This is a genomic window from Companilactobacillus sp. RD055328, assembly GCF_022835675.1.
GTDB lineage: Bacteria > Bacillota > Bacilli > Lactobacillales > Lactobacillaceae > BQUT01.
This window is the reverse complement of the sequence record NZ_BQUT01000005.1, coordinates 447,251-473,948: the sequence shown is the minus strand read 5'-3', so window position 1 is coordinate 473,948 and position 26,698 is coordinate 447,251. Positions and strand designations below refer to the sequence as shown.

Sequence of the window (26,698 nt, the reverse complement as noted above, 5' to 3'; positions counted from 1 at the left end):
ATGGAAACAACAATTAACGGAATTAATTATGAGATTAATCCAGAAACAATTACAAAGAAAGAGGCTTTAACAATAGGTAGCAAAGTACAAGTTTTATATACAGAATATTCGACACAACACGTTTATCCGGGGATTGTTACAAATATTATTGGGTTCAAAGATAATCCAACTATTGAAGTAACATACATTAATCAAAGCTACTCAAGTGTTGATATTAAAACCGCTCATATAACAAACAAAACAACAGATTACCAAATCACAGTTTCAAATAATATTGAGTTTAACCTAAACAAAGATAATGCAATCGAGTTATTAAAACAAGATATCGATAATAAAAAAATAGAATTAACTAAGGCACAAAATAAGTTTGATTGGTTTGTAAAACAATATGGAAAAATGATTGAAGGTGCTAAGTAATGACATCACTATACGACTTAACAGACGATTATCGACGCTTGCTAGATTATGCCGAAGATATGGATCCAACGTTATTTCACGATACGCTTGATTCAATCGATGTAGCTATTGAAGATAAGGCAGAGAATTATGCAAAGGTCGATAAAGAGCTTGGCAATTCAGTAGTAAATATTAAAGAAGAAATTTCAAGATTGAAAAGTAAAGCTGATTCAATTACTCGAAACAGAACTAATTTAAAAAACAACTTGTTCGATTCAATGAAAAAAGTTGGAAAAGAAAAGATTAAAACAGACCTGTTTACTATTTCAATTAGAAAGAGTCCGGCAGCTGTTCAAATTGATAATGAAGAAAGTATTCCACCTATTTATTTTGAAACAAAACAAACCGTTTCTAAAACAAAGATTAAAGAAGTTTTGAAAAAGGGTGGAGTTGTTCCAGGAACTCACTTAGAGAGTTCAGAAAGTGTACAGATTAGATAGTGTTTGAACTTCGAGATTATCAACAAAATTCAATAAATGAAATATATCAATCAATTAAAAAAGGTAATCAATCGATTATAGTTCAGAGTCCGCCTCGCACTGGTAAGACAGTGATTATGGCTGATATCGCAAGGCGCGCCACTTCAATAGGAAATAGAGTATTGTTCATTGTTCACAGAAAAGAAATTGTAGATCAAGTCAAAAAGACATTTATCGAACAAGGTGTGGATATGGATTTAGCAACTATTGGAATGGTTCAAACCATTACTCGAAGAATCAACACTTTAGATGAGCCAAAAATAATATTTGTAGATGAAGCTCATCACGTTTTGGCTAAGTCGTACATGAGAATACTAGAAGCATTTCCAAAAGCTCTTAGGTTGTTATTTACGGCCACACCAATTCGATTGAATGGTGATAGTTTCGAAGAAGTGGCTACAGATTTAATTCAAGGGAAGCCAATTACTGAATTGATTAATAAAGGTTTCTTAGCTCCGGTAGATTACTATGCACCAGTCGAAATCAATACAGATAAGTTAAAAGTAAAGCGAACTGGCGAGTTTGATGAGAAGAGTATTTCCGAAGCTTTTAAACCAAAGATATATGGAAATGCGGTTAAGACTTTTCAAAAGTTAGCAAATGGTAAACAAGCAATAGCTTATACATACAACGTTGCCAGCGCTGAAAAGTTAGCTCATGAATTTAATTCTGTGGGTATTAGTACTAAAGCAGTATCAGGGAATACGCCAAAAGAAGAGCGCAATCAAATAATTGAAGCTTATCGAAATGGTGATATTCAAATAGTTACCAATGCTGAATTATTCACTGAGGGGTTAGATTTACCGAACGTTGATTGTGTAATTATGCTACGACCGACACAGTCATTATCGCTTTACTTACAATTTGCAATGAGGTCAATGAACCCAAGAAAAGATAAGACTGCAGTAATTATCGACCACGTAGGCAATGTGAATCGCTTTGGTTTGCCAACGATTGATAGAAATTGGACTTTAAAGGGATCTAAAAAAAGTAACTCAAAACAAGGTGATTCAATTCAAGGGACAACCACTTGTGAATACTGCTTTGGAACTTTTTATCGAAAAGCTGACAATAAATGTCCTTATTGCGGTAAAGAAATAAAAATAGAAATACAAGAAATTGAAACAGATGAATCTGTTGAATTAGAAAAGATTAACAAGACGCGTGTTGAACGCGCTGAACAAATTATGAAATCTGAAATTAATAAGAATATAGCCGGTAAAACACCGGCAGATTTGAAAAATATGGAAGAAATCAAAGCCTATCAAAAACTTATGAATTATAAGCCAGGTTGGGTTTGGTTTTACGGAAAGAAACGAGGATTTATTAAATGAGCATACTACCAGAAAATAAACCACATGCTTCAAATACAGTCCCAAGGAACTTCTTCATTTGGGGCGACACGATGAGTGGTAAGAGTTACCTAGCATCAAAATTTCCATCATCAATTGTATTGAGTACAGATGATAACGAGGCGACTTCAGGAACACGTCCTAGTATTCCTTTAAAAAATGTAAGAGATGCTAGGGGCAATTTAAAAACGTCAGTAGTTGACACTTTAGATAAAGCTATATTGGCTTTAGACACTGAAACGCATACGTATAAGACAGTTGTAATCGATGTTATCGAAGATGTTTGTACATTAATCGAACAAGCGATTTGCATCGAAAACAATGTTAAATCACTGGCTGATATTCAGTGGGGAAAAGGTTTTGCGATGTTTAATTCTGCATTAGCTGAATTAGTTCAAAATTTAAAGGGCTTGAATATGAATGTTGTATACATTTCAAGAGCAGGAACTAAAACAGAAAACAATGTAGAAACACCAGTCCCCGCACTAAAGCAAAAATATTACAACGTTGTAAATGGTAACTGTGATTTAGTAATTCGTACGCAACATCTAGGAAAGAATTATATTCGCACAGCCACAGACATTCGCAAGCATTACAAAGCTTCAGAAATTAAGGACGAACACATTTTAAACATCTTAAAAGCAATACCAGGAGCGTTAGTTAAAGAAACACCACAAACAAATAATAAAGAAGAAGGTAAATAAATATGAGCATTATGGATAGAGTTAAAAACGTACAGGAAACATACAACCCAGAAACAGATTCAATTAATAGTTATGAAGGACTTAAAGATGGAAGCTACAACGTTGTTGCAGCAAGCATCGCACGTTCAGATTACGACCAATTAAGTGTAAAAGCAGAAGTAATTGAAGGTGATAATGCGGGGATGTCAGAATTCATTAATCTTGGATTGGATGAATTAAAACAAGACGGCTCACCACTTCCTGATTTTGTAATCGATAGAAATATCAAAACCATTAGTAAATTAGCTTACGTTTTAGGCGTGAATATTTCAGATGAAGCTTGGGACGATATGGGCGTATTAGTTGAAACGTTTAAAGAAGCTACCGGAAAACAATTCACAATGGAATTAAAACTCGGTAAAAACAAGAAGAATCCATCAAGACCGTATAAGAATTATGATTTTGAGAAATTAGAAGGTGACCCATTAGCAGATAACAGTCAACCAATTGATATCTCTGATGAAGATATGCCGTTTTAATTAGTCGTTAAAGTGCAGTAACACTAAAATGCCGAGAGGGTGGGAAGCCCGCTAAACTCTAAAGAGGAGTTAATAAATGAAAAATCTAGTTAATTACGCTGTTAAATATGCAGAACGTGGGATGTCAGTCTTACCAATGCTAAATAAACAGCCAATGATTAAGTTCGCTGACAAACCACCTTTGACAGTAGCTGAAATAGAAGAATTTTGGAAATTGCATCCATACGCTCAAATAGCATTACGTACGACTAATTTCTTTGTCATAGATATTGATACTAAAGATGCTCATGGATCTGATGGGTTTAAATCAATTGAAAGTATTTCGGATGATTTGCTAATTGATACATTAGCTCAAAAAACAGCTAGCGGCGGAAAGCAATTGTTCTATTTAAAGCGTAATGACATAGATGTTAGACAAAACATAGGTTGGCTAGATGGTGTAGATGTTAAAGCTCACATTAATAATTATGTGATGGTGGCTCCTAGTGAGTTTAAAAATAATCAATATGAGTGGCTCAATAAGAAACCAATCGCTACAGCACCCAAAGAGCTAATTAAGTTAATTAACAAGCGTGAATATAATTCTGATTATGATCCAACAAAAGTTAAATTTAGTAGCGAAAAAACAGCTACATCAGAGTTATTTGAGCAAATAGTTAATGGACTAGGAGAAACCGGTGGACGTAACAATGCCTTAGCGAGTTTTATCGGGGGCTTATTATTCAGGAATGTTGATGTTGATATAACTTATCAATTAGCAAAACAAACTAACGAAAACACTGAAAAATCACTATCAATCAAAGAATTCGATAAAACGTTCGATTCAATGGTTAAAAAAGAAATCAGAAGAAGGGAGGTAGCTGATGGAATCAATGGAGCAATTGAAACAAATGCAGAAAACTAAAAAAGTAGTTAACATGCCGATACCTTTCCTACTTACTAAAGATGACAACATCAAAGCTAATAGTTTAAAAAATATTGGGTTGATATTTGAACACGATAAAAAGCTTATTCATATGTTCGCTTTTAATGAATTCACTCACGAAATAGCAGTGATTAAAGATGTTAAAGAATTAAACATCAGAAAAGGGCGCATGATTGACGATTACACGCCGATAATTATGCGATACGTTGAAGATACATATAACGTACTATTCAATCGGAATTTAGTTGAAATGGCTGTAATTAATGAAGCTAGAAAACATACATATAATCCCGTAAAAGATTATTTCGAGGCGTGCTATTCAGTTTGGGACGGTGAGAAACGTGTATCTGAGTTTTTGCCGAAGTATTTAGGAGTTGAAAAGTCTCAAGTTACTACACTTCAAACTAAAATATTCTTCACTGGAGCTGTTGCTAAAGCCTTTGAGCCGTCTACTAAATTTGACTTCGTACTCGATTTAGTAGGAGGACAAGGAGCCGGGAAAACAACACTTTTAAAGAAAATGGCAGTTGATTGGTATACAGATCAGTTTACTGATTTCAAAGATAAAGATAACTATTCAAATATGTTGAGAGCGTTAATCGTTAATGATGATGAGATGACTGCAACTAATAATTCTGATTTTGCAAACTTAAAAAAGTTCATTAGTATGGAAAGTTTAGAATTTAGAAAATCATACGGTCATAATTCAGAAACTTACGATAAGAATTTTGTTTTAGCTCGTACTACTAACGAATTAACTTATTTGAAAGATAAGACTGGAGAACGTAGATTCTTACCGAATTTAGTCAATAAAGAGAAACAAATTAAACATCCTGTCACTGATTTAACAGAAGAGGATGTAATTCAACTTTGGGGAGAATTTACAAGTTATTACTACAAAGGTTTTGATTTTGGATTAACAGAACATCAATCAAAAATTCTTGAAAAAAATCGAGAAAAATTCATGTATGTTGACGAAGTAGAAGAACAAATCGAATTATTCTTAGCTGATTATAAATTAAAATTTGTGTCATCTGGTCAAATCGGAAAATTCTTAGGCGAAGAAAATTTAGTTAAAAACCGCAAGATATCAAAAAAAATTAAGTACATTATGGACAATCGAAATGATTGGGAATATACAAATAAGCCGAAAAGAGGATATAAACGAAAATAACGGGACAGTAAGGACACTAAAGGGACACTAAAAAAGTCGTTAGTGTCCCCGACAAATCCCTTGGGACAGTAGGTATATAAGATATATAGGGACACTAATACACTAATTATTATATATATTTATATATTTTATATAGCACTGTATAGATAGAGAAGTTAAGAAATAGTGTCCCAACGTCCTGAACAGGTTAAACCCTTGGGACAGTAAGGAAGAACAGCGCACAGCTTAGTGTCCCCTTAGTGTCCCAAATTTGTATAAACACCGTTATATCAACGATAGGAGATGTTTTATTAGTGTCTAACCCAGAAACAGAGATACAAAATGATATAAGAATTGCTTTATCTGCACACGATTGCACAGTGTTTCGAACTAACGTTGGGAAAGTGATGATGAATAATGGGCGTTGGTTTGATACTGGATTACCGAAAGGTCATCCGGATCTATACGGCTTTCGGCATAGTGACGGAAAAGTGTTTTATATCGAAGTTAAAACTAAAACAGGAAAGTTAAGACCCGATCAAAAGAAATTCGCTGAATTCATAAAAAAATACCCCGTGCTATACGGAGTATGTAGAAGTGTTGATGATGCGATAGAAGTAATAGAAAGAAAATGACAAAACAAGAACTAGTAATGCGACTACAAAAGGAATTTGGCTTTCGTTTAACTTTGTATTTAGATGACAGAAATTATACAGAATTGGAATACGAAGAGTACAGAGAGTCGATTTTAGATATGAATTTTTGAAAATAGGAGAATGAAAATGGCATATTACAAAGAATTTTGTGACGAAGATTATGAAAATAAAGCAGTTAGACAATTGAATGATTTATCAAAAGAACACGATGTTGAAGTGATTTCATATCAGATTGCGAGAGACGAAACCAACGATTTTGGAAAAAGATATATTTTGGTAAAAGTGAATTAAGTGAAAGGAGCAATAAAATGAAAGAGAAATTTAACGAAGAAACAGACAAACCAGCAATTGAATGGTTAGAAAAAGTTGATATAGACGATGGTGTAGGAATAGCACTACTAATGTTGGGCAATGACTACTTTAACAAAGAAGTCGCTCTAGAGCTTCATCAGTGGTTATATGTAAAAAACGAAAACAAAAACCGTCTAGTTAGAGCTTTAGTTAATGGTTATGAGATTGAGGAAGAAAAGTTCAGAGTGGTTTTAAAAGAAGGAACCTGGCAATGTCGCACACTATCTTTAGTTTATGCTATATCGTCAGAAACATATTTGTGGACTACAGTTTTAAACAACGATGGTTACGTTTACGATTTAACAGAAAAAGAAATACGAAACGTCAATCCTGTATACATGGAACTTGCAAAGAAGGTGGAATAGATGAAATTGCAATTTAAGTTGTTTAATCAAGATATGGATAATGAACTAAATGAATTTCTTAAAAATGATTTAGTAGATTATATTTCACACACACTATCGTCTGATGGCTCGTCGCTAATGTTGAAATATAGAATATGGGATTCAATTGAAGATAAAAAACGCTGGAATAAAATCATGGCGTTAATGAGTATGTGCCAAAAAGATAGCGAGGTGTAGCTATGTGTGAGTATTGTGAATTTGATAAAAAAACTAGTGGGAAGTATATCAATAATAGTAAGCAAAACGGTGGTCTTATTTTAGGAGAAGATACGGTATTTCTTTTCAAAGAAGAATACGGACATATCGAATTAACTATTGAAAATGAGAAAGGTGACATCACTTCATTGTTAGTTAATTACTGCCCAATGTGCGCTAGAAAGTTGAGTGAAGAGTAGATACATAGTAGATGAAGAGTAGAAAGTTGAGTGAATAGATGTATGCAATCAAAAATATCAGGACTGGTAAATGGCTATACGGAACTAATTTCAGACGAATTCCATATTGGCAAATGACATCATTTGAAATGGCATTAACTGAAGAACGTTTATCAGAAATTAAATATCAGTTCACTCGTAGAAGGTGTGGTAAGAATTACAAAATTGTAAAAGTTAAATTAAGTGAGGTGCGAGATGATTAAAGAAGTATTAGAAAGTATTTTAGAAGAAATTGAAGAAATCAATACACCAAAACAAATGATAGCTGCGGACAATTCAAATAAACCACTAGTTATTTCAAACTATAATGGTTATTCTGATGGACTAACTAAGGCTTGTTCAATTATTGAGAAATATAAGAAGGAGTGGGCTGATGATTAAATTTAAAGAATTCTGTCCACAATTTAAAGAAACGACAGTGAATGGCTATCCGATTTATAAGTTAGTTGATGAACAATTAAATGAGTTTATTCAAAAAAATCCTGAAATTGAATATGTTGATGTTAAATATCAACTTAGCTCTTATGGTTACGCCAATGAGTATGCTAATGACCAAGGTTTTGATACTGGGGCATTGTTGATTTATAAGGAGAAATAATGGAAAAAGTAGTAATTACGTTAGATGAGAAGTATAAAAGTTTAGTAGAGTATATTAGAAAAATTAACTACGTTGAAATGTTATCGCACAGACTGAATTTTAAAAATTATGATAAAGAAATATCAGAGTTAATGTATGAGTGGTTCAAAGAAGATTCAGGAATTAATGGGTTTAAAGTTATCGAACGCATACACAGTGCTGATGAAATTAAGTTTGTTGAAACAAAATATAAGTGGCGAATGAAAAACGAATATAACAACTCGGATTATTTTGTCAGTGCCTTACCATTACGTTGGTTTTTAGATGAAGATATTTATTACGCTTCTAAACTTACTGAGTCAGAATTTAAAAAGAGATTAAAAGAAGCGAATTGTCCGATTCCTTTTGAATGTTGGGAGGCAATAGAGATTTAAAATGAAATACATTCTATACGCAATCACAATGCTAATTTTAGGAATGCTAGCTTTTGGTTTTGGTTTCGTTCTTGCATTTTGGGCGGTGTTGCTATGAAAACAATTGAATTAATTTTAGAGACAGAGAAGAAACTTAAAAATAGATATCATGTTAAATCAATTTTAGATGTTCCTGATAGTGATCCTGAATTGAAAGATATGCAAGAATATTTGAAGCCCACATTAGAAGTTAATAACGGAGTTAAGCCTAAAATTCAAACTATTCAAAGAGCGCAAAGAATAAAAGACTTACTAGCTGAAGGATTAACCAATGAACAAATAGCAAGTAAATTTCACTGGTCAAAGAATAAGTTAAGCAATCAGATTACATATTTCAAAAAGATTGGAATTTATTAGGGGGTGAGAATTATTGAATTAACTAAAGGTAAGTTGAAATATTTAGAAGAATCCTATCGTGACTATGTTGAGATTGATTACCTAATTGCACATAGAATTCTTGAGCTAGATCACCCTTGGAAAGAACCAGAGGATAATATCGGTGGCGGTCGTTCGTCAATTATAACTAAACTACAAGAACAAATTGTAGTTAGGCATGATGAAGATAAGCAGTTGCAAAGATTAATAAATCTTCAAAAAGCTGGAGATAGAGCAATCAAAAGATTAGATGATGAACAATTGAATATTTTTAAATTGAAGTTCAAAGAAACTAATTATTATGATTGGGAAACTATAGGGGAATTGATACATGTTTCTAAACCAACAATATATCGAAAAAGATATAAGCTATTAGAAATTTTAGGGAAAGAATTAGGAATTTGTTGAAAGTGAGACTAAAACAGGTGTTTTTCTCACGTGTCAATGGGGTAAATTGATAGAGTAGCAAAGTTAACAAAAAAGCCGTTTACTTAAGTAAGTGGCTTTTTAATTTTGTGCAGAAAAGGGCTTTTAAATGAAGTTAATTTATGTTGACGTCAACATAAATATTGTATATTATAGTTAATAACGAATATGACACTACGGGTGGTGCAAACGATGTATGACTAGAATTGATAAAGCTTTTAGTAAGATGAAAAACAATCCGAAAAATTGTTCTTTTCAAGAAATTAGAACAATTTGTGAACATTTCGGTTGCCTGGTAACACCTGGTGGGTCACACTTTTCTATCAGTCATGATTTGATTGATAGAGATTTAACTGTGCCTGGAAATAAAAATCCTGTAAAATTTCCTTACGTAAAAGATGTTATAAAGTATATAAATGAAATTATCGAATTATGCGAGGAGGATAATTAAATGAGTACTTTAGAAGATTACATGAAATTAAATTATAAATACTCCGTTGATGTTCTAGAAGACGAGGGAGAAGAGTATATAAAAGCTTATATACCAGATCTTCCTGGGTTAGTAGTTTATGTTGATGACGATTCTGAAATAAGAAGTGAATTAGAAGAAGCTAAAAAAGCTTGGTTCTTAGGAAGAATTAGATCTGGGAAAAGTATTCCCCTTCCTAAAATAAAAAAAGAAAAAAGTGGACGAGTTACACTAAGAATGCCTAAAACAATGCATGCTCAGTTGGACTATTTAGCCGAAGAAGATGGAGTTTCTTTAAACGATTATATCGTGAGAACAATTGATAAAGGTTTACAGAATTCTAGTACTTATGAAGTTAAAGAACATTTAGAGACCATCGAAAATAGTACGGATGATATAAAGAAAGAATTGCAATTTAATGCATTCGGTTCAGTTTCTCAAGATAAAATCATCGCTTTAGGAAATAGTTTGATTGAGAAAAGTTCTGAAAATAATATTGAAATAGATTTCCCAAGAACTAAAGAGGAGATATTATATGAAAAGTAAGATAATTGAGAATAACAATATAAAAATAATTAAATTATATATATCGGATTTGAAGTTTAGAATTAAAAACGAAGGGAAAGATATTTCTAAAGATGACGACAGTACGACTAATTTTTCTGTTTCAAATAATCAACTTGACGAAATTAAAGTAACTAGATCTTTTTCTGTTGACTACAAAAACTATAATTTGTTTGCAACCGTTAATGCTTGGCTTGGTATGGATAATGATGAAATTGGTAAAATAATAAAAAAAGAACAAATTAACGATTCAGATAATGATAAATTGATAGAAGTACTTTTGCAGGTAACTCCTATTATGCAAGATAAGATAACTGTTTATTCAGGGCTTCTTTCTACAGAAGCTGATAATAACTACATGGTTATTCCTCACTTTAATGAGCAGACTTCATTGAAAGATATAGAATAAATTAATATTTAACGGCACCCACCGAGGTGTCTTTTTTAATACCCAAAAATCAGAAAGGAGAACATAGAATAGTGAATTTAACTGACAAGCAGAAACGTTTCATTGATGAGTACCTAGTTGATCTAAATGCTACTCAGGCTGCTATTAGAGCTGGTTATAGTAAGAAGACAGCAAGAAATATTGGAAATGAAAACTTAACAAAACCTGACATTCAAACAGAAATCGAAAAAAGAATGAATGAAATAAAAAATAAATCTATTTTAGATGTGAATCAGATTGCTGAAGAACTTACTAATATCGCTGTGGGCAAGCCTAGAGAAGTTGTTAGCAAACAAAAGGATAATCTTACTGGGGAAGTGAAAAAAGATACAGTTTACACAATCCAACCAGAAGACCAAGACCGACTGAAAGCTTTGGAGCTTCTTGGTAAACGCTATTCTATGTTCACTGATAAAAAAGAAATTAATGCAACTGTTACTCCAGTAACAATTGTGGATGACATTTACGGTGATGAAGATGGTTAAACTATCTGAAATAGTAGCACCTAGTTTTTATGATTTACATAACGATATTAAAAATAAAAAACATTCAAATTATTGGCTAAAAGGAGGACGAGGATCAACTAAGTCCTCTTTTATTTCTCTTGAAATAGTAATGGGAATCATGACAGACCAAGAAGCTAATGCTGTTGTTTTACGTAAAGTAGCGGCAACTCTTAGAGAATCGGTGTTTGATCAATATCTGTGGGCCATTGATGTGCTAGGAGTATCAAAATTTTGGCAAGATTCAGTAAGCCCACTAAAGCTTATCTATTTACCAACAGGGCAAGAAATACGATTTAAAGGTGCTGATAAACCTAGGAAAATTAAATCTCAAAAGTTCAGACGTGGATATACAAAGTTTAAACATTTCGAGGAGGTGGATGAATTTAATGGCTTTCATGAGATACGCTCAATTAATCAATCATTAAATCGTGGTGGTTCGGATATCATTTCTTTTCACAGTTTTAATCCACCTGCTTCACAAACGAACTGGGCTAATCAAACTAGTGAACATGAGAAGTTAAGAAAAGATACTTTAGTACATTCATCTGATTATTTGAGTGTTCCGAAAGAATGGCTTGGTAAGGAATTCATAGCGGACGCTGAACAGCTTAAGAAGGACAATATTAAAGCTTATAATCACGAGTATTTAGGCGAAGTAACAGGAACTGGAGCAGAAGTATTTACTAATCTCTCTCTTCGTGAGATTGAGGATGAAGAATTGAACGGTTTTGACAACATTAAGCGAGGACTTGATTATGGTTTTGCCTCTGATCCATTAGCGTATGTAGTAGAACATTATGACAAGACAAGAAGAATACTTTATATTTTTGATGAGATTTATCAAACAGGGTTATCAAATAGAAAAGCCGTTGAACTTATTCAACAAAAGAATAGGAACAACGGCTTAATTATTAGTGATAGAGAGCCACGTACGGTTAGTGAGTTTAGAGATTTAGGATTGAATATTAGTGTTGCTAAGAAAGGTCCTGATTCAAGAGAACACGGTTTTAAGTGGTTACAAGATCTAAGGCAGATTGTAATTGACCCAATTAGATGCCCTAATGCTGCTAGAGAGTTCTCAACATATGAATTGGCTAGAGATAATAACGGAAATTTCAAAGCTGGTTATCCGGATGGAAACGACCACACAATTGATCCAACTCGATATGCTAATGAAGATGAAATGATTAAACCTGCAACAGTTAAATCTGTTAAGAATAAGTTATTTTAAAAAATTCAAGGTTAAGTATGAAGTTACAATTGCAACTATTATTGGGGTTATGAAACTGGATAAAATACTTCGCAGCACAAAACGAATGGTATTTTCTCTGTGTTCTGAAATGAATTCGTGACCGCGGTTGTTTATTTTAACTAAGTCGAAGTTGCCTTTTGGTAATTTGGGCATTCTATTTCCATAATTAATTTGATCAGTTTCAATCAAGTCATATTCCTTAAGAACTTTTGTGAATTTCCATTTATCATGCAATTTTGCTCTCGATATTCCATTATATTTTTCATAAGTTAATCTATTAATTTTTTTTAACGTTCTGTACTCATCATTACTTAATTTTATTTCGGTCATTTTGTATTACCTCAAACAATTTTTAAGCCAATTATACCAAAGGAGCAAAACACATGAATTTAACAAATGGAACGATTGATATTAATAATAATTTCTTATTTCCTGTCGATAAAGACTTATCATTTAAAGATATTCAAGAATTTATTAAATACCATCAAGATAATTTTAAGCCTAAATATTTAAATCAATTAGATAAATACAATGCCGATATATCATTTGATAGTGACGGTAAAAACCATTTAATAGTTAACATGCAGAATTATCTTGTTAATACATTGAATGGTTTTTTTGTTGGAATAGAACCAACTATCAAAATTAAAAATGATAAAAACGATGCCTTTCAAAATTGGTTAAGTGAAGTTAGTTTCGCTGATGAATTAAGTGAGTTAGCTAAGAAATCATCAATCAATGGACGCGTATATTTACTTGTATATCAAAACGAGAAATCAGATACCAAAGTAGCTCTTGTACCTGCATATGAAGGTTTTATGATTTATGACGACACGATAGAGCATAAACCCATTGCTTTTATTAGATACGCGGAGAATAAAGATAGAGAGACTGTTGGTACTATTTATTATTCAGATAGTTACAAACCATTTGAGATATCAAACGGAAGTTTAAAAGCTGGCGAATCTCAAAATCTTGTATATAAAGGACACGTTCCAGCGATTGAGTTTTTCGATAATGAGGAACGTACATCATTAACAAGCGGTGTTGATACACTAATTGATGCTTTAAATGAAACGCTGTCGAACAAGAAAGACGATGTAGACTATTTTGCTGATGCATATTTGGCTATTCTAGGTGCTGAAATGTCTGAAGAAGAACAGACTAATATCAAAGATAATCGTTTGATTAATTTATTCGGTAATGATGCCGACAAGATTAATGCATTCTTTTTAGAAAAGCCTAATGCTGATGCGACTCAAGAACATTTAATTGATCGTGTTACTAATTTGATATTCCAAATATCGATGGTAGCAAATATTAATGATGAAGTATTCGGTAATGCTACTTCAGGACGTTCACTTGAATATAAGTTACTTTCAATGAGAAATTTAACTTCAAACAAAGAACGCAAGTTTACTCAACAATTGAGAAAAGTTTTTGAAATTGTTAATTCGATTAAAAATTTCACTGATAATATCTCACAAGATATTGAGTTTCAATTCACTCGTAACCTTCCCAATAATAATGCTGACGAAGCTGATACAGCTGCTAAATTGAATGGATTGGTATCACAAGAAACGTTACTATCTACACTCTCAGCAGTTAAAGATCCAAAAGATGAGATGGATAAGATAGCTAAAGAAACGTCTGATAGAACCAAGCGAGCTATTGCTGATTCTGGTAATGAATTAGATTTTCAAAAATCAAATACTGTAGATGGTAGATCTGATGGCGAGAACTGATTATTGGAGACAGCGTGAACAAGAGTGGATTAAACAACAAATTCTTAGCGATGACAAGATAGCAAAAGAGATTGAAAAACGATTTCAGCAATCATTAAATCAAATGACTAAAGACATTAACGCTTTCTATACTTCATATGCTAAAAGTCAGAATATTTCAATGTCTGAAGCTATGAAAAGAGTTAAAGATTTTGATACTAAATTATTTGCAGACGAAGCTAAGAGGCTAGTTAAGAATAAAGATTTCAGTCAAGAAGCTAATAAACGATTGAAGCTTTACAATGCGACAATGAGAATTAATCGATTAGAATATTTAAAGTCGCAAGTTGGTATGGAATTAGCGAAAACCAACGCAGATATTGAAAAGCTAATGGGGAATAAGTTAAATGGGGCTTATGTTAGTGAATTGAAACGTCAAGCTGGAATCTTGGGACAGTCATTACCAGTAGATTTAGTAAATAAAGCTGGAAGGGTAGTTGGTGCAAGTTTCCACGGTGCTAGTTGGTCATCGAGATTGTGGTCAAGTATGGATGAACTGAAATCAACGCTCGATGATTCATTAACTAAAGCTATGATTCAAGGATTAAATCCACGTAAGATAGCTAGTGATTTATTACCTAGTTTAAAAGATAATGTTTTAAATAAACGTTATGCAGCTGAACGATTAGCAAGAACTGAAATGGCTAGAGTTCAAGATTCAGCTCAAATGGACAGTTATAAAAAATATGGTTTTGAAGAAGTTGAATGGATAGCAGAGCCTGGAGCATGTAGTATTTGTGCTCCAGGAGACGGAAGAATATTCGATATTAAATACGCCCCTCAAATACCTGTACACCCAAATTGCAGATGTTCCAAAGCGGTCCACGTTGGTAGAGACACAGATAGCAATAATAACTCAAACAATGACAAAGGATTTATTAATAATGATTTTTTTGATAAAAGTGCTTTAAAAGATTTAAACGAAAAAATTTCAGAAATACCTAATGAAAAATTGCGAAATGCATATAAAGATGCGCTTAAAAATGCAAAATTTGTAAAAGGTGACAGTTCGTTTTATAATCCAATTTCTAAAGTTATATCCATAAAACCAAATGAATGGAATATAAAAAATAGAGATGTTTATTTTCATGAAATGGGTCATTATATAGACCATACGTATAATGGTGAATTTGGAGATACGGTGAGCGGAGTAACGTTGAATAACGCGGCAAGTCTTGATTACAGGAAATTAAAAAAAGATTTTAAAACTAACTATAAAGAAGATTTTGATTTGTATGGAGAAATGGGATGGAATAATTACTTTAATAAGAGATATAATAAAAGTGTTATTACAGACTCGGCTTTTGCAGATATATCAGATATAATTTGCGCTAGAACTAAAGGGAAGTCAGATTTAGGATGGGGTCATACATCCTCTTATTGGAAGGATTATCATAAAAAAGACCTCGAAGCTTTTGCAGAAATTAGTTCGGCAATTGCAAGAAATGATGATTCACTTAAATTAATAAAAGAGATATTCCCTAATTTATATAAGGAATATCTAAGACTAATCGAGGAGAGATTGTAATGAATAAAGAAACAGTTGAATTGATTATGAAATATAGAGAGACTTTTGGAGTTGGATTTCCTACTTTCGCGGTTGGTAATGATGAAGTAGAAATTATAAAAGAAATTAAGAAAGCGATTAAAAATAAAAAAAAATTCGAGCCTAAACAACCTAATGGAGTGTTGTGGTAACTACAATTCATTTTAATACCGACTAAGCACACAGTAATTAAACTGATGTGCTTTTTTTATACTCAAAAATAACGTCTATTAACCGATAGGCGTTTTTGTTTTGCCCAAGACTTGATGGCATAAAAAGCTAGTGAAGTGTAAGCCTTGATTCACATTAAAAGCTAGGGGAAAGGGTTTTATTATGTCAGAAGAAACAAAAGTAGACGAAGTACAAGTCGAAGAAAATCCTACTAATGAAGATGTAGAACAAGTCGAAAACTTACAACAAAATGATGAACAGAAAAGCGACTATAAGTATACAGATTCAGATGTGGATGATATTGTTCAAAAAAGATTGGCAAAAGAAAAGGCTAAATTTGAGAAACAAAAAGATGAAGCTCAAAAATTAGCAAAGATGAATGCTGATCAAAAGAAAGAATATGAGCTTGAAAAAGTTCAAAAGGAACGTGATGAAGCAAATGCTAAACTTGCAAAATTCGAGATGAATAAAGTTGCACGTTCAATGTTTAATGAAGCAAAGATTGATGTATCAGACGACACATTAGATCTAGTTGTAACGAGTGATGCAGATTCAACTAAAGAGAATGTATCAAAGTTCTTAGCTTTTACCGAATCTTACAAGGAAGCAATTACCAAAGATTTAACTTCTGGTATTACTCCTCGTATAAACGGTAATAGCAATGAAAAGCCATTGAGTCCTTTTGAAAAGAAACTCAATAAATATAAATAGGAGGACATAAAATATGTCAGGAGAAAATAATAATCAATCAGTAAGAAGTTACCAAACAGAATTTAAAGAATTACTTCAAGCTGTATATCAAAAGAAAGCTTATTTTGGACCTTTTTTCGGTAACCAATTACAAGCATTAGATGGAATTACTAATAACAAGAAGGCATTTGAAGTTAAAACAAATGATATTCCTGTTACGGTCGGTCAATATAATAAAGACGCAGCAATTGCATTTGGAGCTGGTACATCAAATTCAAATAGATTTGGTGATAGAACTGAAATTATTTACGACAATGCAGAAGTTGATTACTCGTGGGGTTGGAGCATTCACGAAGGTATTGATCGTACTACTGTTAATGCAGATTTCGATGGAGCAATCGCTGATAGACTTGATTTGCAAGCTCAAACAAAGATTCAATTAATGGATGACCAAGGGGCTAAATTTATTTCTAAATCAGCCGCTGAAACATTAAAACTTGCTGATTACAGTGCTGATTCAGTTTTAGCATTGTTTAACTCATTATCAGCTAAATATTCAAATCTAGAAGTAGTTGGTCAAAAAATGGCATGGGTTACATCAGAATTGTATAACGCAATCGTTGACCACCCGCTAACAACATCTGCCAAATCTTCATCAGCTAATGTTGATGAAAACAACATTGTTAATTTCAAAGGATTTACAATTGTTGAAACACCAGATACTAAGTTCCAAACTGGAGAAATTGCTTACACATCTGTAGTTAATGTTGGTCGTCAATTTACTGGTATCAACACAGCGCGTACTATTGAATCAGAAGACTTCGACGGTGTAGCACTTCAAGGACAAGGTATGGCTGGGGAATATGTATTGCCAGCTAACAAGAAACAAATTATGAAAGTAACAAATAGTTCTGTTACACCACCTGAAAATGGCGGAGAAACACAAAAAACTAAATCTAAAAAATAGGCGGTGATTAGTATGTCTGATTATTTAGACAGAATTAAAAGATTACTGTTTATTGAAAATTCTACTGATGAAGAAGATAAACGAATTCAAGATATTGTTGATATGACAGTATCAAGATTGAAAGTTCTAACAGGTTTAAAAGATAATCTACCAAAAGACATTAATTACATTGTGGTTGAAGTATCAATTAAGCGATTTAATCGTCTCAAAAATGAGGGTATGAGTGCCTATTCACAAGAAGGGGAATCGATTACTTTTAAAGATGATGATTTTAAAGAGTTTGAAAACGATATAAACAAATATGCTGATGATAAGAATAAAAAGAATGTTGTTAAATTTATTAATCCGTATCAGAGAGTACGCAAATGAGAATTACACATTATGTAGATTTTTATAAAAAAGATAGAGTTTATAATCCCAATACTTCAACTTATGATATAAATGATAAATTCGTTGGTAAAGTTCCTTGCAATGTAACTGATTTAGGGGTTGAACGTTCAATTCAATTGTTCGGCAAATACGACATTAATAAGAAAGTAGTAAGACCTTTTGAAAGATTAGATTTTAATTGGTCTTATTTAGTTATTAACGATACTAAATATGAAAAAAACAGCTCTTTATCAGCTTTAAATGTTTCTTCTTTAGTTGTAGGTTCTATAGATGAGTAAGTCTTTTAGTGTTGATTTAAGCGGCGATAAAGAGTTGTCCAAAGCTTTAAAAAAAGCTTCAAATCTATCTGTCGTTGAAAAAGTTGTCAAAAGAAATACCGCTGAACTTCAAACTAAAGCCATGCGTAAAGCAGGAAGCGCCTTTGTAAAAGGCTATTCAACTGGGGCGACAAAACGAGGTATTGCAATTGAACTTAACAAGTTAGAAGGAACTGTGTGGCTAACAATGGAGTATAACGAATACACAGAGTTAGGAACACGCTACATGGCACCAGAGCCAATCTTAATACCATCTTTAAAAGAACAACAACTAATCTTCTTATCAGATTTAAAAAAAGAAATAGGAGGTTAATATGCAATCTCCAGAGCAACAATTGTTCGATTATTTTTATAAATTCGGACTAGAAAGTAATTACGATGTATACGATCATTTGCCTATGCAAGAAGAAAGTGCAACATATCCATTCGTGACAGTTGGTGAAACTCAGATTATTTCTGGCGGAACTAAATACTCTTTGAACGGATATGTAGCAATAACAATTCACTTTTGGGGGAATGATACACAGCGATTGACTATATCAGATATGGTTAATCGTTTTTTTTATGCCGGAATACATCTTAAAAATTTAAAAAACTACAATGTGGTAATTGATAAACAAGCAATTACTCAAAGGGTTTTGCAAGATACGTCAGTTCCTAATACTACATTGTGGCACGGCATATTAGATATTCAATTCAAAATACTATAGGAGGGCACAAGATGTCACAAGAAATTCTTAAAACGCTTCAAGGTAAAGAAACAGTCGTTATGACACGTCCTTTATCAGAAGCAAAAAATATGGAAGCTCAATTAGTTCCTTGGCAAACAGGTGCTGATTTTGACCCTTCCGCAGATTCAGATTCAACAAAGACTAAAGATGGTTCTGTTGCTTCTCAATCTTCCGTTGAGACTGGTTTTAGTTTTAACTTTATTAACAACAATCACTTTATCAGTGACAGAATTCTTACAGCGTTATTTAATAGCGAAAAAATGGAATTTTGGTTATTGAGTAAAGATCGCGTGAAAGTATCAGAAGACGGTAAAGAGGAATATGTTTTTGCTAAGTATATGCAGGGAACAATTTCAGAAGACTCTAATAGTAATGACCCTGATGATAATTCAACTCGTGAGATTTCAACATCAATTGACGGAATACCTAAAATTGGTTGGGTTAAGTTATCAGACACTCAAAGAGAAGCGTTCGATTACATCTTCCGTGGAATTGACAAAATTGCTTCTGACGATGATAAAGCCGGTGGAATTGATTACGATTCTAAAGTTGATGGAGCCGGAATTCCTGAAAGTACACCTCCAGAAGGTGGAACACAGAAACTAGACACTAAGAAAGTTAAATAGTTAATCAGGTGCATACTCTCACACTAGAGCGGTGGCGGTCGGAATAAATTAAAGGTGATTTTAATATGAAAATAAAAATTGACAAAAAAGAATATGAACTTAATTTCGGCATTGATTTCTTGCGTGATTTAGATCGAATTGCAGGAATGGAAGTAAAAGGTGTATCAATGGGAATGGGGCTATCTAGAACATTACCGGCGTTGATGGCATATGATCCATTAGCTTTAATCAATGTTCTATACTGCGGTACTCACGCTTGTTCACCACGTCCTTCAATGGACGAAATCACTTCAATGTTTGCTGATGAAACAATGGACGAAGATAAAATCAATACACTGTTTGAAGAATTAAATGGTGAACTAAAAAAATCACCACTGGTACGTATTTCACTCAACAAAATCACAGCGAACAGCAAATAAAAGTTGGCTTTGAACAAACGTACCGTGAAATGTACATTACTGCTTTAAATGATTTTAATATAAATGATTTGAAGCAAATTGGAATGATGAGTTTAGAAGAATATTGGTTAAGATTTGAAGCCGCTCAAATTAAAAAAGTTGAAGAAACTGAAAAAATTGCAAAGCAAAGCTGGTTAAATCAATCTGTTCAAGCTACAAAGGGCTCTTCTAAAAATCCGCAACCTAAATTTAAACAATTTGAAGAATTTTATAATTCCATAGAGTTGAAAAATAAAATCCATAAAAATTTTATTGAAAATTACGTCCCTATTGCGGAAACAAAAAAAGAAAAAGAAAAAACTGAGCAAAGTGAAACGCTCAGAAGGTTTGAAGAATTTCAAAAAATGAAGAAAGAGAGTAGCTAAGATGCTGCTCTCTTTTTTGAAAGGAGGAAAACATATGGCAGATTATCAAGTTAGCGCTACTTTGAAAGCAACTGACGTTAACTTTTCTTCCGCATTTGAGAATGCAGCAAAAGCCGCAAATGGAGCAGCAAAGACTATTAGTGGTTCGACTGATGAAATGGGAAGTTCTACTGAAGGAACTGAACAAAAATTTAATAACATGAAATCAACCGTTTTAGGAATGGCTGGAGCTTTTGGTGTATTTAAATTAGCCTCAGCTGGAATTAGTATGTTGAAAATGGGTGTTGGAGCGGCAGTTGAACGAATGGATACAATGCGTTCAGCTAACATGACTATGACCAAAGGTTTAGGAATGTCCAAAAATGCTGCACATGCTTATACTGCTCAATTGCAAGATATGGTTACTGGAACGCAGTTTACAACTTCTGCTACATCTAAAATGGCAGCCGGTTGGATGGCAGCTGGAATGGGTGCTGGAAAAACAAAAAAGACAATGAGTGCGCTACTAGATACCGTATCTGGTCTTGGTGGTGGACAAGCTGAAGTTGAAAGCTTTTCAAGACAACTTCAACAGACCGCTTCAACTGGTCGTGTTACGACTCAAGATTTAAATATAATGGGTGAATCTGTAGTTGGATTACGTTCTGAAATGACTAAGAAATTCTACAACGGCGATGGTGCTAAATTCACTAAAGATTTAGAAGCCGGTAAAGTTACCGCTGATATGGTCTCTGATACTGTTCAAGAAATGGGCAAGAGATATAAAGGCTCTGCTAAAGAAGCAGCTGGATTTGCTGGAACACTGCAAATTATGCAACAAAAAGTCGGAGCAGGTATGCAGAAGATCATTGAGGCTATTGGCGGCGGTGAAGGTGCTCCTAAGATTTTAAATCTAATGAAACAAGCAGCAGATGGAGTCGCTAAAGGCTTTGAAGCTATGGTTCCTTTTGTTGTTCAGACAATGGACTTTATTAAAAAAATGGTAACAGCAATAGCTCCAGCAGCTAAAGCATTCGGATTAGTATTTGGTGCGTTAGGCGCTGGACTAACTGTGATGTATGGATTTAGTAAGGCTACAAGCGCAGTATCTGGTGGGCTAACTTTAATTTATAAACATCCTGTAATTGCAGTGATTTTAGCACTAGCAACAGCGTTTATGTACGCATATCAAAATATTAAACCATTTAGAGATTTTATTGACGGAGCCGTTAAATCTTTAGGTGATTTAGCTTCTAAAGTACCTAAAACAATCGGCGGAATTGATACATTGAAGTTAGCTGTTGGCTCTCTTGGAAGTATTGCGGGGCTAGGTGTGTTAATCGCTGGATTTATGAAGTTCAAAAAAACAATAAAACCAGTTACTGATGCAACTAAAGCAGTAAAAGGTCCAATGGATGCCTTGAAAAATACTCAAGATGTCGCAGGTAAAAGTGCTACGTCAGCGAGTGGTGGATTTTCTAAAGTCGCCACGTCTATTCTAAAAATTGGATTAGGTGTTGGATTGGCAGCTGCTGGGTTTGGAGTCTTGGCTATAGGTATAGCTCAAGTCATGACAGCCTTTCAAGGATTAACAACAGTTTCAAGTCAAATTGTTCCTACTTTTGCAGCAATCGGAACTGGTGCAGCGCTAATGATGGTTAATTTCGCTGTTTCAATTTCTGCTGGAATGCCACAAGTTGTAGCGGCATTTATTTTAGGAATAGGTCAATTACTTATTCAAGGTATGGCATTAATTCCACAAATTGTAGCCTTTGGAATGCAAGTTATTTTAAGTTTATTGCAAGGAATTATGGTTAATATTGGGCAAATAACAGCTATAGCTATTCAAATATTAGTTAACTTTCTAAATGCTTTAGCAACTGGATTACCTCAAATAATCACTTCTGGAGTTAACTTAATTGTCGCTCTAGTAAATGGAATTACTGCAAATTTAGGCAGAGTAATCAACGCTGGTATTGATCTAATATTTGCTTTTATTGACGGAATCGTAAATGCAATACCTAAAATTGTTGATAAAGCGATGTATGCAGTTGGCCAATTCGTGTACGGTGTTGGTTATTACCTCGGAAAAGTCTTAACTTCAGGTGGAGAGCTTATTAAAAAATTCATATCAGGAATTATGGATGGTATGAGTGGTTCGAAAAATGCAGGTAAAGCTAATGGTAATGCTGTAATGAATGTACTTAAGAGTATTGATTTGGTCGGAATCGGTAAAAATGTTATACAAGGTTTCATCAATGGAATTGGATCAATGGTTGGTGCTGTAGGTAAAGCAGTAAAAGGTGTAGCAGATAAAGCCGTAAGTGGCATTAAAGGATTCTTGGGGATACATTCGCCATCAAGAGTTCTATTTGAAATAGGTGGTTACACAGGAGAAGGATTTGCGAATGGTATTAATTCAATGGCTTCCACTGTAAACAGAGCATCTCAAATGTTAGCTGAAAATGCTTTACCCAAAATTGACACTAAGTCTTTTGCTGAACAGTTTGATGTTATTAATTCAAGTTTTTCAAAAATGGCAAACATTGGTGCAAATAAATTGTCTGGTACGTTAAATGTTAAATATGAAATGTCTGAAAATTCAATGCAAATGCAACAAAACGCATTATTGAAACAAATTGCAAATAAAAGTACAGATATGTACTTAGATGGCGATACTCTTGTAGGAGGAACTCAAAATCGAATGAATAATGCTTTAGGTGGAGCTATCGAAAATGAAAGTAGGTGGAGTTTTGGCTGAATATAATTTTAGAGATTTAAACAAATATGAAGGTAAAACAGAAATCGATGGTATTAGCATCACTGAAGGGTTTAAATTTGCCGAATTTAATTCGTTAGATAATGACTTGTACCTAATTGAACGTGATGCGCCAACTCCGCCTGAGAAAGAAATCACAGAGTCAATCGCTTATATGCAAGGAAATTATGATTTTTCAATCATTGATAATGAACGCTATTTCAATAATAGAGATTTAACTTTCAAATTAACTGCATTTAAAATGAATTACCCTGACAGAAAAATACTAGAGAATAAAGTTAAATCTGCATTGATGCCTTTTGGTAAGCAGCAAATATACGATACTCATAATCAAAATATGTACTGGTTTGGTAAATGTAAATCAGTTTCTGTTGAAGATAATCAAGATAAAAATACATTATCTGTCACAATTGTGTTCGATTGTTATCCATTTGCAATTTACGAATACTTAGAAGGTAATGATGTTTGGGATATATTTAATTTTACAAGTGATATTTCCCAAAAGGTTGATTTTGAAGTTAATGGAAACAAGGAAATAGTATTAATTAATAATGGGTCTCATAGATCAGAATTATTAATTGTTGTAGATGGGGATATTAGTATTAATGGAATTCCATTTAAGACAGGAGAATACAAAGATACTCAAATAGTATTAAACGTTGGAATTAACAATATTAAACTTTCAGGAAAAGGTTCAGTATCGTTTAATTGGCGTAAGGAGTTGATGGTTTAGATGTACAAAATAATAGCTTACGATAGCCCAACCGATAGAGTAGGAAGGGTTATTTTTGATTTAACAACTAATAAGCATATTTCATCAGGTAAATTAACACTTAAAGAAAATGATATTGACGATTTCACTTTATCATTAGCTCCATCCAGTCCATTGTTTGGGGGAATTAGACCATTTAAAACGCATGTTGATATATTTCAAGATGATGTATTGATTTTCCGTGGAAGAGCTTTAAAACCTACTCGTTCAATGTCTCAAGATGGACTATTCAATCAAACTTTTAGCTTTGAATCAATTAGTGCTTATTTACTAGATTCAACTCAAAGGTTTTTGGAAATTAACAATACGACTCCTACTGATTTTTTTAAAAAGCTAATTGATGTTCACAATTCACAAGTTGAAGACTATCAAAAATTTACTATCGGAAACGTTGACGTAACTAATTCAACGGATAATGTTTATCGCTATGTTGACTATTCAAATTCATACCAAACAATAATTGATAAATTAGTTAGTCGATTAGGTGGATATCTAAGAGTTAGATTTGAAAATGGAACTAACTATATTGATTATTTGAAAGATCCAGGAAAGATACACGACAATGACACTCCAATCAAAATTGGCAAAAATTTAAAAAGCTCTACTGTTGAAATTGATCCCAGCTTAGTAATCACGAGACTAGTTCCATTAGGGGCAACGGTTGAACGTGAGGGAGAACACGTATCAAATCCACGATTAACAATTTCAAGTGTTAATGGTGGTAAAGATTATATTGATATCCCAGATTTACAAAATGAATTTGGGATAATCAACGGTACGAACGTTTGGGAAGATGTAAAAGAAGCTAAGAATTTAAAAACTAAAGCAGAGCAATGGGTTAAAGACCAAAAGACTTCATCAGAACATTGGAGTATATCAGCCCTTGAAATAGGTGCTAACTTTGAATCCTTTAAAGTTTCAGATAGTTATATGTTTATTAATCCAAATGTTTCTGAAACTCAAGCACTAAGAATCACACAAAAAGAAATTGATTTCCTAAATCCGAATATATCAACTTTAACTTTTGGAGATAAGAAGAAATCGCTATCTCAGTATCAAAACGAATACAAGAAATATAAGGATTCTGTTGATAGTTTAAAGAATATTGTTCAAGGACAGAATAAGTCAATTGATGGATTAAGTAATCGTGAGAAAGCACAAGATGATGAGATTCAGAAGTTGAAAGATGAACTTGATAAATTAAATAATGGAAATTCAAACGGAGCAATTCTTGATGTATCAGAATTTCAAGGAAATATTTCATTTAAAACATTGAAAGACATGGGCGTTCAATTAGTTATCATAAGAGTTCAATATGGACAATCTAGAGAAGATTTAACTTTTAAAGAAAATCTTCGAAAAGCTAAAGAATCAGGTATCAACTATGCAGTTTACGCTTATGGATTATATTCAACTATTACAGAAGCACAGCAAGAAGCTAGTGCTTTTTTTAATAGGGTCAAAGCAGAGAACGCTAATCCTAAATTCTACATGATTGACATCGAAGAACAGACTGCTACAGACATGCGAGGCACTACAGAAGCTTGGAATGCTGAAATGGTTAAGTTAGGTGTACCTGCTGATAAGCAAGTGGCTTATATAGCCAATCATTTGTATGACAGTTTCAACATCAATGTTTCTAAATTTGGGTCTATCATACTGCCGTCTTATGGTGCTAATGATGGAACGATTGAAAACAGTACACGTCCAACACACCCTTACGATTTGTGGCAATATACGTCCACCGGTCGCATAAGCGGAATTGTAGGAAACGTTGATATGAACACAGAACCAAGTTCGAGATTTAAAGAAAATTATTTGCGAAAGGAGTGATTTAATGGTTAATAAAAATAACGATGATTGTTACGCAACAGACGATTCACCTATTGAAAATGACAACGAAATATCGCAAGCAATTGAAAATGGAACAGTTGATGATAAAAGTGAAGAATTAGCTGGTTGGTTGATGACGAAAATGTTTGGTGAAGAAGTACGTAAATCGTTGTCGTTATTCGTTCGATGGATTAGCGTAATGATTAATGCTATTAAAGATGAGTTTAATAGTGTATTAAATCGAGTTGATAATGTTGAAGAACGACAATCAAATGTTGAAGATGATTTTCAAGATGTAATAGCTAATGCTACTACAGACAGTGAAGTTATACTTGCTCGAAAGAGTGATATATATGGAGAATTTAACACCTTAGATCCAAGAATTGAAAATATTGAGAAGATAATATCAACCTGGATACCCGATGGCTTCGAAGTGAAAATTAATCATAATTTAGGTGCAAATCCAAAATCAATTTTAGTTGAGAAATATCAAAATGCTCTTGATACAGAAGTAAATGGATTTGAAACTTCCGGTCAAGTATTCGGTAGCGAGAGTACACAAGTACCGACGACAATTATCAACAATAATTTTGATAATGTAACAATTAAAATGCCACGAATATATGAATTGAATGGAACATTAACTCAATCCATCGGAAGCAAGAATGTTTGGTATCTAAATGAGGGTATCAACACAATTAGATTTGAATTAAACAAATAGAAGACAATTCTTAATCGAGTTGTCTTTTAATTTAGAAAGAGGAAAAA

Annotated in this window: 40 protein-coding genes; 39 read left to right on the top strand and 1 reads right to left on the bottom strand. The window is 33.1% G+C overall.

The genetic code is table 11. The annotated features are described in order from the left end of the window. From RD055328_RS04555 to RD055328_RS04445, 23 genes are all read left to right on the top strand, one after another. Complete coding sequence (locus RD055328_RS04555) at positions 1–417, top strand: hypothetical protein (RefSeq protein WP_244087621.1); 417 nt, start codon at positions 1–3, stop codon at positions 415–417. Beyond that, positions 417–896 (top strand): siphovirus Gp157 family protein, encoded by a 480-nt coding sequence (locus tag RD055328_RS04550; RefSeq protein ID WP_244087620.1) that lies wholly within the window; start codon positions 417–419, stop codon positions 894–896. Before RD055328_RS04555 ends, RD055328_RS04550 begins: the two co-directional genes overlap by 1 nt. After that, positions 896–2,269 (top strand): DEAD/DEAH box helicase, encoded by a 1,374-nt coding sequence (locus RD055328_RS04545; protein ID WP_244087619.1) that lies wholly within the window; start codon positions 896–898, stop codon positions 2,267–2,269. The genes RD055328_RS04550 and RD055328_RS04545 overlap by 1 nt, the downstream gene beginning before the upstream one ends. Next, positions 2,266–2,991, top strand: coding sequence for an AAA family ATPase (locus RD055328_RS04540; protein WP_244087618.1), 726 nt, complete (start codon positions 2,266–2,268; stop codon positions 2,989–2,991). The genes RD055328_RS04545 and RD055328_RS04540 overlap by 4 nt, the downstream gene beginning before the upstream one ends. Before the next feature lie 2 nt (positions 2,992–2,993). Beyond that, positions 2,994–3,509 (top strand): hypothetical protein, encoded by a 516-nt coding sequence (locus RD055328_RS04535; RefSeq protein ID WP_244087617.1) that lies wholly within the window; start codon positions 2,994–2,996, stop codon positions 3,507–3,509. A gap of 76 nt (positions 3,510–3,585) precedes the next feature. Continuing rightward, positions 3,586–4,413 (top strand): bifunctional DNA primase/polymerase, encoded by an 828-nt coding sequence (locus RD055328_RS04530; protein ID WP_244087616.1) that lies wholly within the window; start codon positions 3,586–3,588, stop codon positions 4,411–4,413. After that, a complete protein-coding gene (locus RD055328_RS04525; RefSeq protein ID WP_244087615.1) occupies positions 4,373–5,608 on the top strand; it encodes a VapE domain-containing protein in 1,236 nt (411 codons plus the stop codon). Before RD055328_RS04530 ends, RD055328_RS04525 begins: the two co-directional genes overlap by 41 nt. A 293-nt stretch (positions 5,609–5,901) precedes the next feature. After that, positions 5,902–6,222, top strand: coding sequence for a VRR-NUC domain-containing protein (locus tag RD055328_RS04520; RefSeq protein WP_244087614.1), 321 nt, complete (start codon positions 5,902–5,904; stop codon positions 6,220–6,222). A 147-nt stretch (positions 6,223–6,369) separates the two neighbouring features. Continuing rightward, positions 6,370–6,534, top strand: a complete 165-nt coding sequence (locus tag RD055328_RS04515) for a hypothetical protein (protein WP_244087613.1) — start codon at positions 6,370–6,372, stop codon at positions 6,532–6,534. A gap of 17 nt (positions 6,535–6,551) precedes the next feature. Then, positions 6,552–6,959 (top strand): DUF1642 domain-containing protein, encoded by a 408-nt coding sequence (locus RD055328_RS04510; RefSeq protein WP_244087612.1) that lies wholly within the window; start codon positions 6,552–6,554, stop codon positions 6,957–6,959. After that, positions 6,960–7,175 (top strand): hypothetical protein, encoded by a 216-nt coding sequence (locus RD055328_RS04505; RefSeq protein WP_244087611.1) that lies wholly within the window; start codon positions 6,960–6,962, stop codon positions 7,173–7,175. A 2-nt stretch (positions 7,176–7,177) separates the two neighbouring features. Beyond that, on the top strand, positions 7,178–7,393 hold the full coding sequence (locus tag RD055328_RS04500) for a hypothetical protein (RefSeq protein ID WP_244087610.1): 216 nt from the start codon (positions 7,178–7,180) through the stop codon (positions 7,391–7,393). Positions 7,394–7,431: 38 nt separating this feature from the next. Further along, positions 7,432–7,635, top strand: coding sequence for a hypothetical protein (locus RD055328_RS04495; RefSeq protein WP_244087609.1), 204 nt, complete (start codon positions 7,432–7,434; stop codon positions 7,633–7,635). Beyond that, positions 7,628–7,813 carry a hypothetical protein gene (locus tag RD055328_RS04490; protein WP_244087608.1) on the top strand — a complete coding sequence of 62 codons (186 nt, stop codon included), beginning with the start codon at positions 7,628–7,630 and terminating at the stop codon, positions 7,811–7,813. Before RD055328_RS04495 ends, RD055328_RS04490 begins: the two co-directional genes overlap by 8 nt. Then, on the top strand, positions 7,806–8,030 hold the full coding sequence (locus tag RD055328_RS04485) for a hypothetical protein (RefSeq protein ID WP_244087607.1): 225 nt from the start codon (positions 7,806–7,808) through the stop codon (positions 8,028–8,030). The genes RD055328_RS04490 and RD055328_RS04485 overlap by 8 nt, the downstream gene beginning before the upstream one ends. Beyond that, positions 8,030–8,443, top strand: a complete 414-nt coding sequence (locus tag RD055328_RS04480; protein ID WP_244087606.1) for a hypothetical protein — start codon at positions 8,030–8,032, stop codon at positions 8,441–8,443. The genes RD055328_RS04485 and RD055328_RS04480 overlap by 1 nt, the downstream gene beginning before the upstream one ends. Before the next feature lie 93 nt (positions 8,444–8,536). Beyond that, the gene (locus tag RD055328_RS04475) at positions 8,537–8,839 is read left to right on the top strand and encodes a hypothetical protein (RefSeq protein ID WP_244087605.1); all 303 of its coding nucleotides are present in this window, start codon (positions 8,537–8,539) and stop codon (positions 8,837–8,839) included. A 3-nt stretch (positions 8,840–8,842) separates the two neighbouring features. Continuing rightward, entirely contained in the window at positions 8,843–9,265 is a 423-nt protein-coding gene (locus RD055328_RS04470) for a hypothetical protein (protein WP_244087604.1), read from the top strand. 214 nt (positions 9,266–9,479) lie between these two features. Next, a complete protein-coding gene (locus tag RD055328_RS04465; protein ID WP_244087603.1) occupies positions 9,480–9,734 on the top strand; it encodes a hypothetical protein in 255 nt (84 codons plus the stop codon). Then, entirely contained in the window at positions 9,735–10,298 is a 564-nt protein-coding gene (locus RD055328_RS04460; RefSeq protein WP_244087602.1) for a toxin-antitoxin system HicB family antitoxin, read from the top strand. Continuing rightward, complete coding sequence (locus RD055328_RS04455; RefSeq protein ID WP_244087601.1) at positions 10,288–10,725, top strand: hypothetical protein; 438 nt, start codon at positions 10,288–10,290, stop codon at positions 10,723–10,725. The genes RD055328_RS04460 and RD055328_RS04455 overlap by 11 nt, the downstream gene beginning before the upstream one ends. 71 nt (positions 10,726–10,796) lie before the next feature. Continuing rightward, a complete protein-coding gene (locus tag RD055328_RS04450) occupies positions 10,797–11,249 on the top strand; it encodes a terminase small subunit (protein ID WP_244087600.1) in 453 nt (150 codons plus the stop codon). After that, the gene (locus RD055328_RS04445; RefSeq protein ID WP_244087599.1) at positions 11,236–12,501 is read left to right on the top strand and encodes a PBSX family phage terminase large subunit; all 1,266 of its coding nucleotides are present in this window, start codon (positions 11,236–11,238) and stop codon (positions 12,499–12,501) included. The genes RD055328_RS04450 and RD055328_RS04445 overlap by 14 nt, the downstream gene beginning before the upstream one ends. On the opposite strand, the gene RD055328_RS04440 is transcribed toward RD055328_RS04445, so the two are convergent. Continuing rightward, on the bottom strand, positions 12,493–12,852 hold the full coding sequence (locus RD055328_RS04440; RefSeq protein ID WP_244087598.1) for a hypothetical protein: 360 nt from the start codon (positions 12,850–12,852) through the stop codon (positions 12,493–12,495). The genes RD055328_RS04445 and RD055328_RS04440 overlap by 9 nt on opposite strands. A 53-nt stretch (positions 12,853–12,905) precedes the next feature. Between RD055328_RS04440 and RD055328_RS04435 the strand changes: the two genes are divergently transcribed. From RD055328_RS04435 to RD055328_RS04360, 16 genes are all read left to right on the top strand, one after another. After that, positions 12,906–14,267: a phage portal protein gene (locus tag RD055328_RS04435; protein ID WP_244087597.1), complete on the top strand. Its 1,362-nt coding sequence runs from the start codon at positions 12,906–12,908 to the stop codon at positions 14,265–14,267. After that, the gene (locus tag RD055328_RS04430) at positions 14,254–15,834 is read left to right on the top strand and encodes a minor capsid protein (RefSeq protein ID WP_244087596.1); all 1,581 of its coding nucleotides are present in this window, start codon (positions 14,254–14,256) and stop codon (positions 15,832–15,834) included. Before RD055328_RS04435 ends, RD055328_RS04430 begins: the two co-directional genes overlap by 14 nt. Continuing rightward, entirely contained in the window at positions 15,834–16,004 is a 171-nt protein-coding gene (locus tag RD055328_RS04425) for a hypothetical protein (RefSeq protein ID WP_244087595.1), read from the top strand. The genes RD055328_RS04430 and RD055328_RS04425 overlap by 1 nt, the downstream gene beginning before the upstream one ends. Positions 16,005–16,185: 181 nt before the next feature. After that, positions 16,186–16,734, top strand: coding sequence for a DUF4355 domain-containing protein (locus RD055328_RS04420; protein WP_244087594.1), 549 nt, complete (start codon positions 16,186–16,188; stop codon positions 16,732–16,734). A 13-nt stretch (positions 16,735–16,747) separates the two neighbouring features. Further along, positions 16,748–17,680, top strand: coding sequence for a phage capsid protein (locus tag RD055328_RS04415; protein ID WP_244087593.1), 933 nt, complete (start codon positions 16,748–16,750; stop codon positions 17,678–17,680). A gap of 12 nt (positions 17,681–17,692) precedes the next feature. Then, the gene (locus tag RD055328_RS04410) at positions 17,693–18,049 is read left to right on the top strand and encodes a phage head-tail connector protein (protein ID WP_244087592.1); all 357 of its coding nucleotides are present in this window, start codon (positions 17,693–17,695) and stop codon (positions 18,047–18,049) included. Continuing rightward, positions 18,046–18,348 carry a hypothetical protein gene (locus RD055328_RS04405; RefSeq protein ID WP_244087591.1) on the top strand — a complete coding sequence of 101 codons (303 nt, stop codon included), beginning with the start codon at positions 18,046–18,048 and terminating at the stop codon, positions 18,346–18,348. The genes RD055328_RS04410 and RD055328_RS04405 overlap by 4 nt, the downstream gene beginning before the upstream one ends. Then, entirely contained in the window at positions 18,341–18,700 is a 360-nt protein-coding gene (locus RD055328_RS04400; RefSeq protein ID WP_244087590.1) for a phage tail protein, read from the top strand. The genes RD055328_RS04405 and RD055328_RS04400 overlap by 8 nt, the downstream gene beginning before the upstream one ends. A 1-nt stretch (position 18,701) precedes the next feature. Further along, positions 18,702–19,097 carry a hypothetical protein gene (locus RD055328_RS04395; RefSeq protein WP_244087589.1) on the top strand — a complete coding sequence of 132 codons (396 nt, stop codon included), beginning with the start codon at positions 18,702–18,704 and terminating at the stop codon, positions 19,095–19,097. Positions 19,098–19,108: 11 nt separating this feature from the next. Then, positions 19,109–19,744, top strand: coding sequence for a phage tail tube protein (locus RD055328_RS04390; RefSeq protein WP_244087588.1), 636 nt, complete (start codon positions 19,109–19,111; stop codon positions 19,742–19,744). A 65-nt stretch (positions 19,745–19,809) separates the two neighbouring features. After that, positions 19,810–20,163, top strand: a complete 354-nt coding sequence (locus tag RD055328_RS04385; RefSeq protein WP_244087587.1) for a tail assembly chaperone — start codon at positions 19,810–19,812, stop codon at positions 20,161–20,163. A 29-nt stretch (positions 20,164–20,192) separates the two neighbouring features. Beyond that, the gene (locus tag RD055328_RS04380) at positions 20,193–20,567 is read left to right on the top strand and encodes a hypothetical protein (RefSeq protein WP_244087586.1); all 375 of its coding nucleotides are present in this window, start codon (positions 20,193–20,195) and stop codon (positions 20,565–20,567) included. Between the two features lie 34 nt (positions 20,568–20,601). Then, the gene (locus RD055328_RS04375; protein WP_244087585.1) at positions 20,602–23,307 is read left to right on the top strand and encodes a tape measure protein; all 2,706 of its coding nucleotides are present in this window, start codon (positions 20,602–20,604) and stop codon (positions 23,305–23,307) included. Next, complete coding sequence (locus RD055328_RS04370; protein ID WP_244087584.1) at positions 23,282–24,058, top strand: phage tail protein; 777 nt, start codon at positions 23,282–23,284, stop codon at positions 24,056–24,058. The genes RD055328_RS04375 and RD055328_RS04370 overlap by 26 nt, the downstream gene beginning before the upstream one ends. Continuing rightward, on the top strand, positions 24,059–25,930 hold the full coding sequence (locus RD055328_RS04365; RefSeq protein WP_244087583.1) for a GH25 family lysozyme: 1,872 nt from the start codon (positions 24,059–24,061) through the stop codon (positions 25,928–25,930). Between the two features lie 4 nt (positions 25,931–25,934). Then, positions 25,935–26,651, top strand: a complete 717-nt coding sequence (locus tag RD055328_RS04360) for a hypothetical protein (protein WP_244087582.1) — start codon at positions 25,935–25,937, stop codon at positions 26,649–26,651. Positions 26,652–26,698 lie beyond the last annotated feature (47 nt).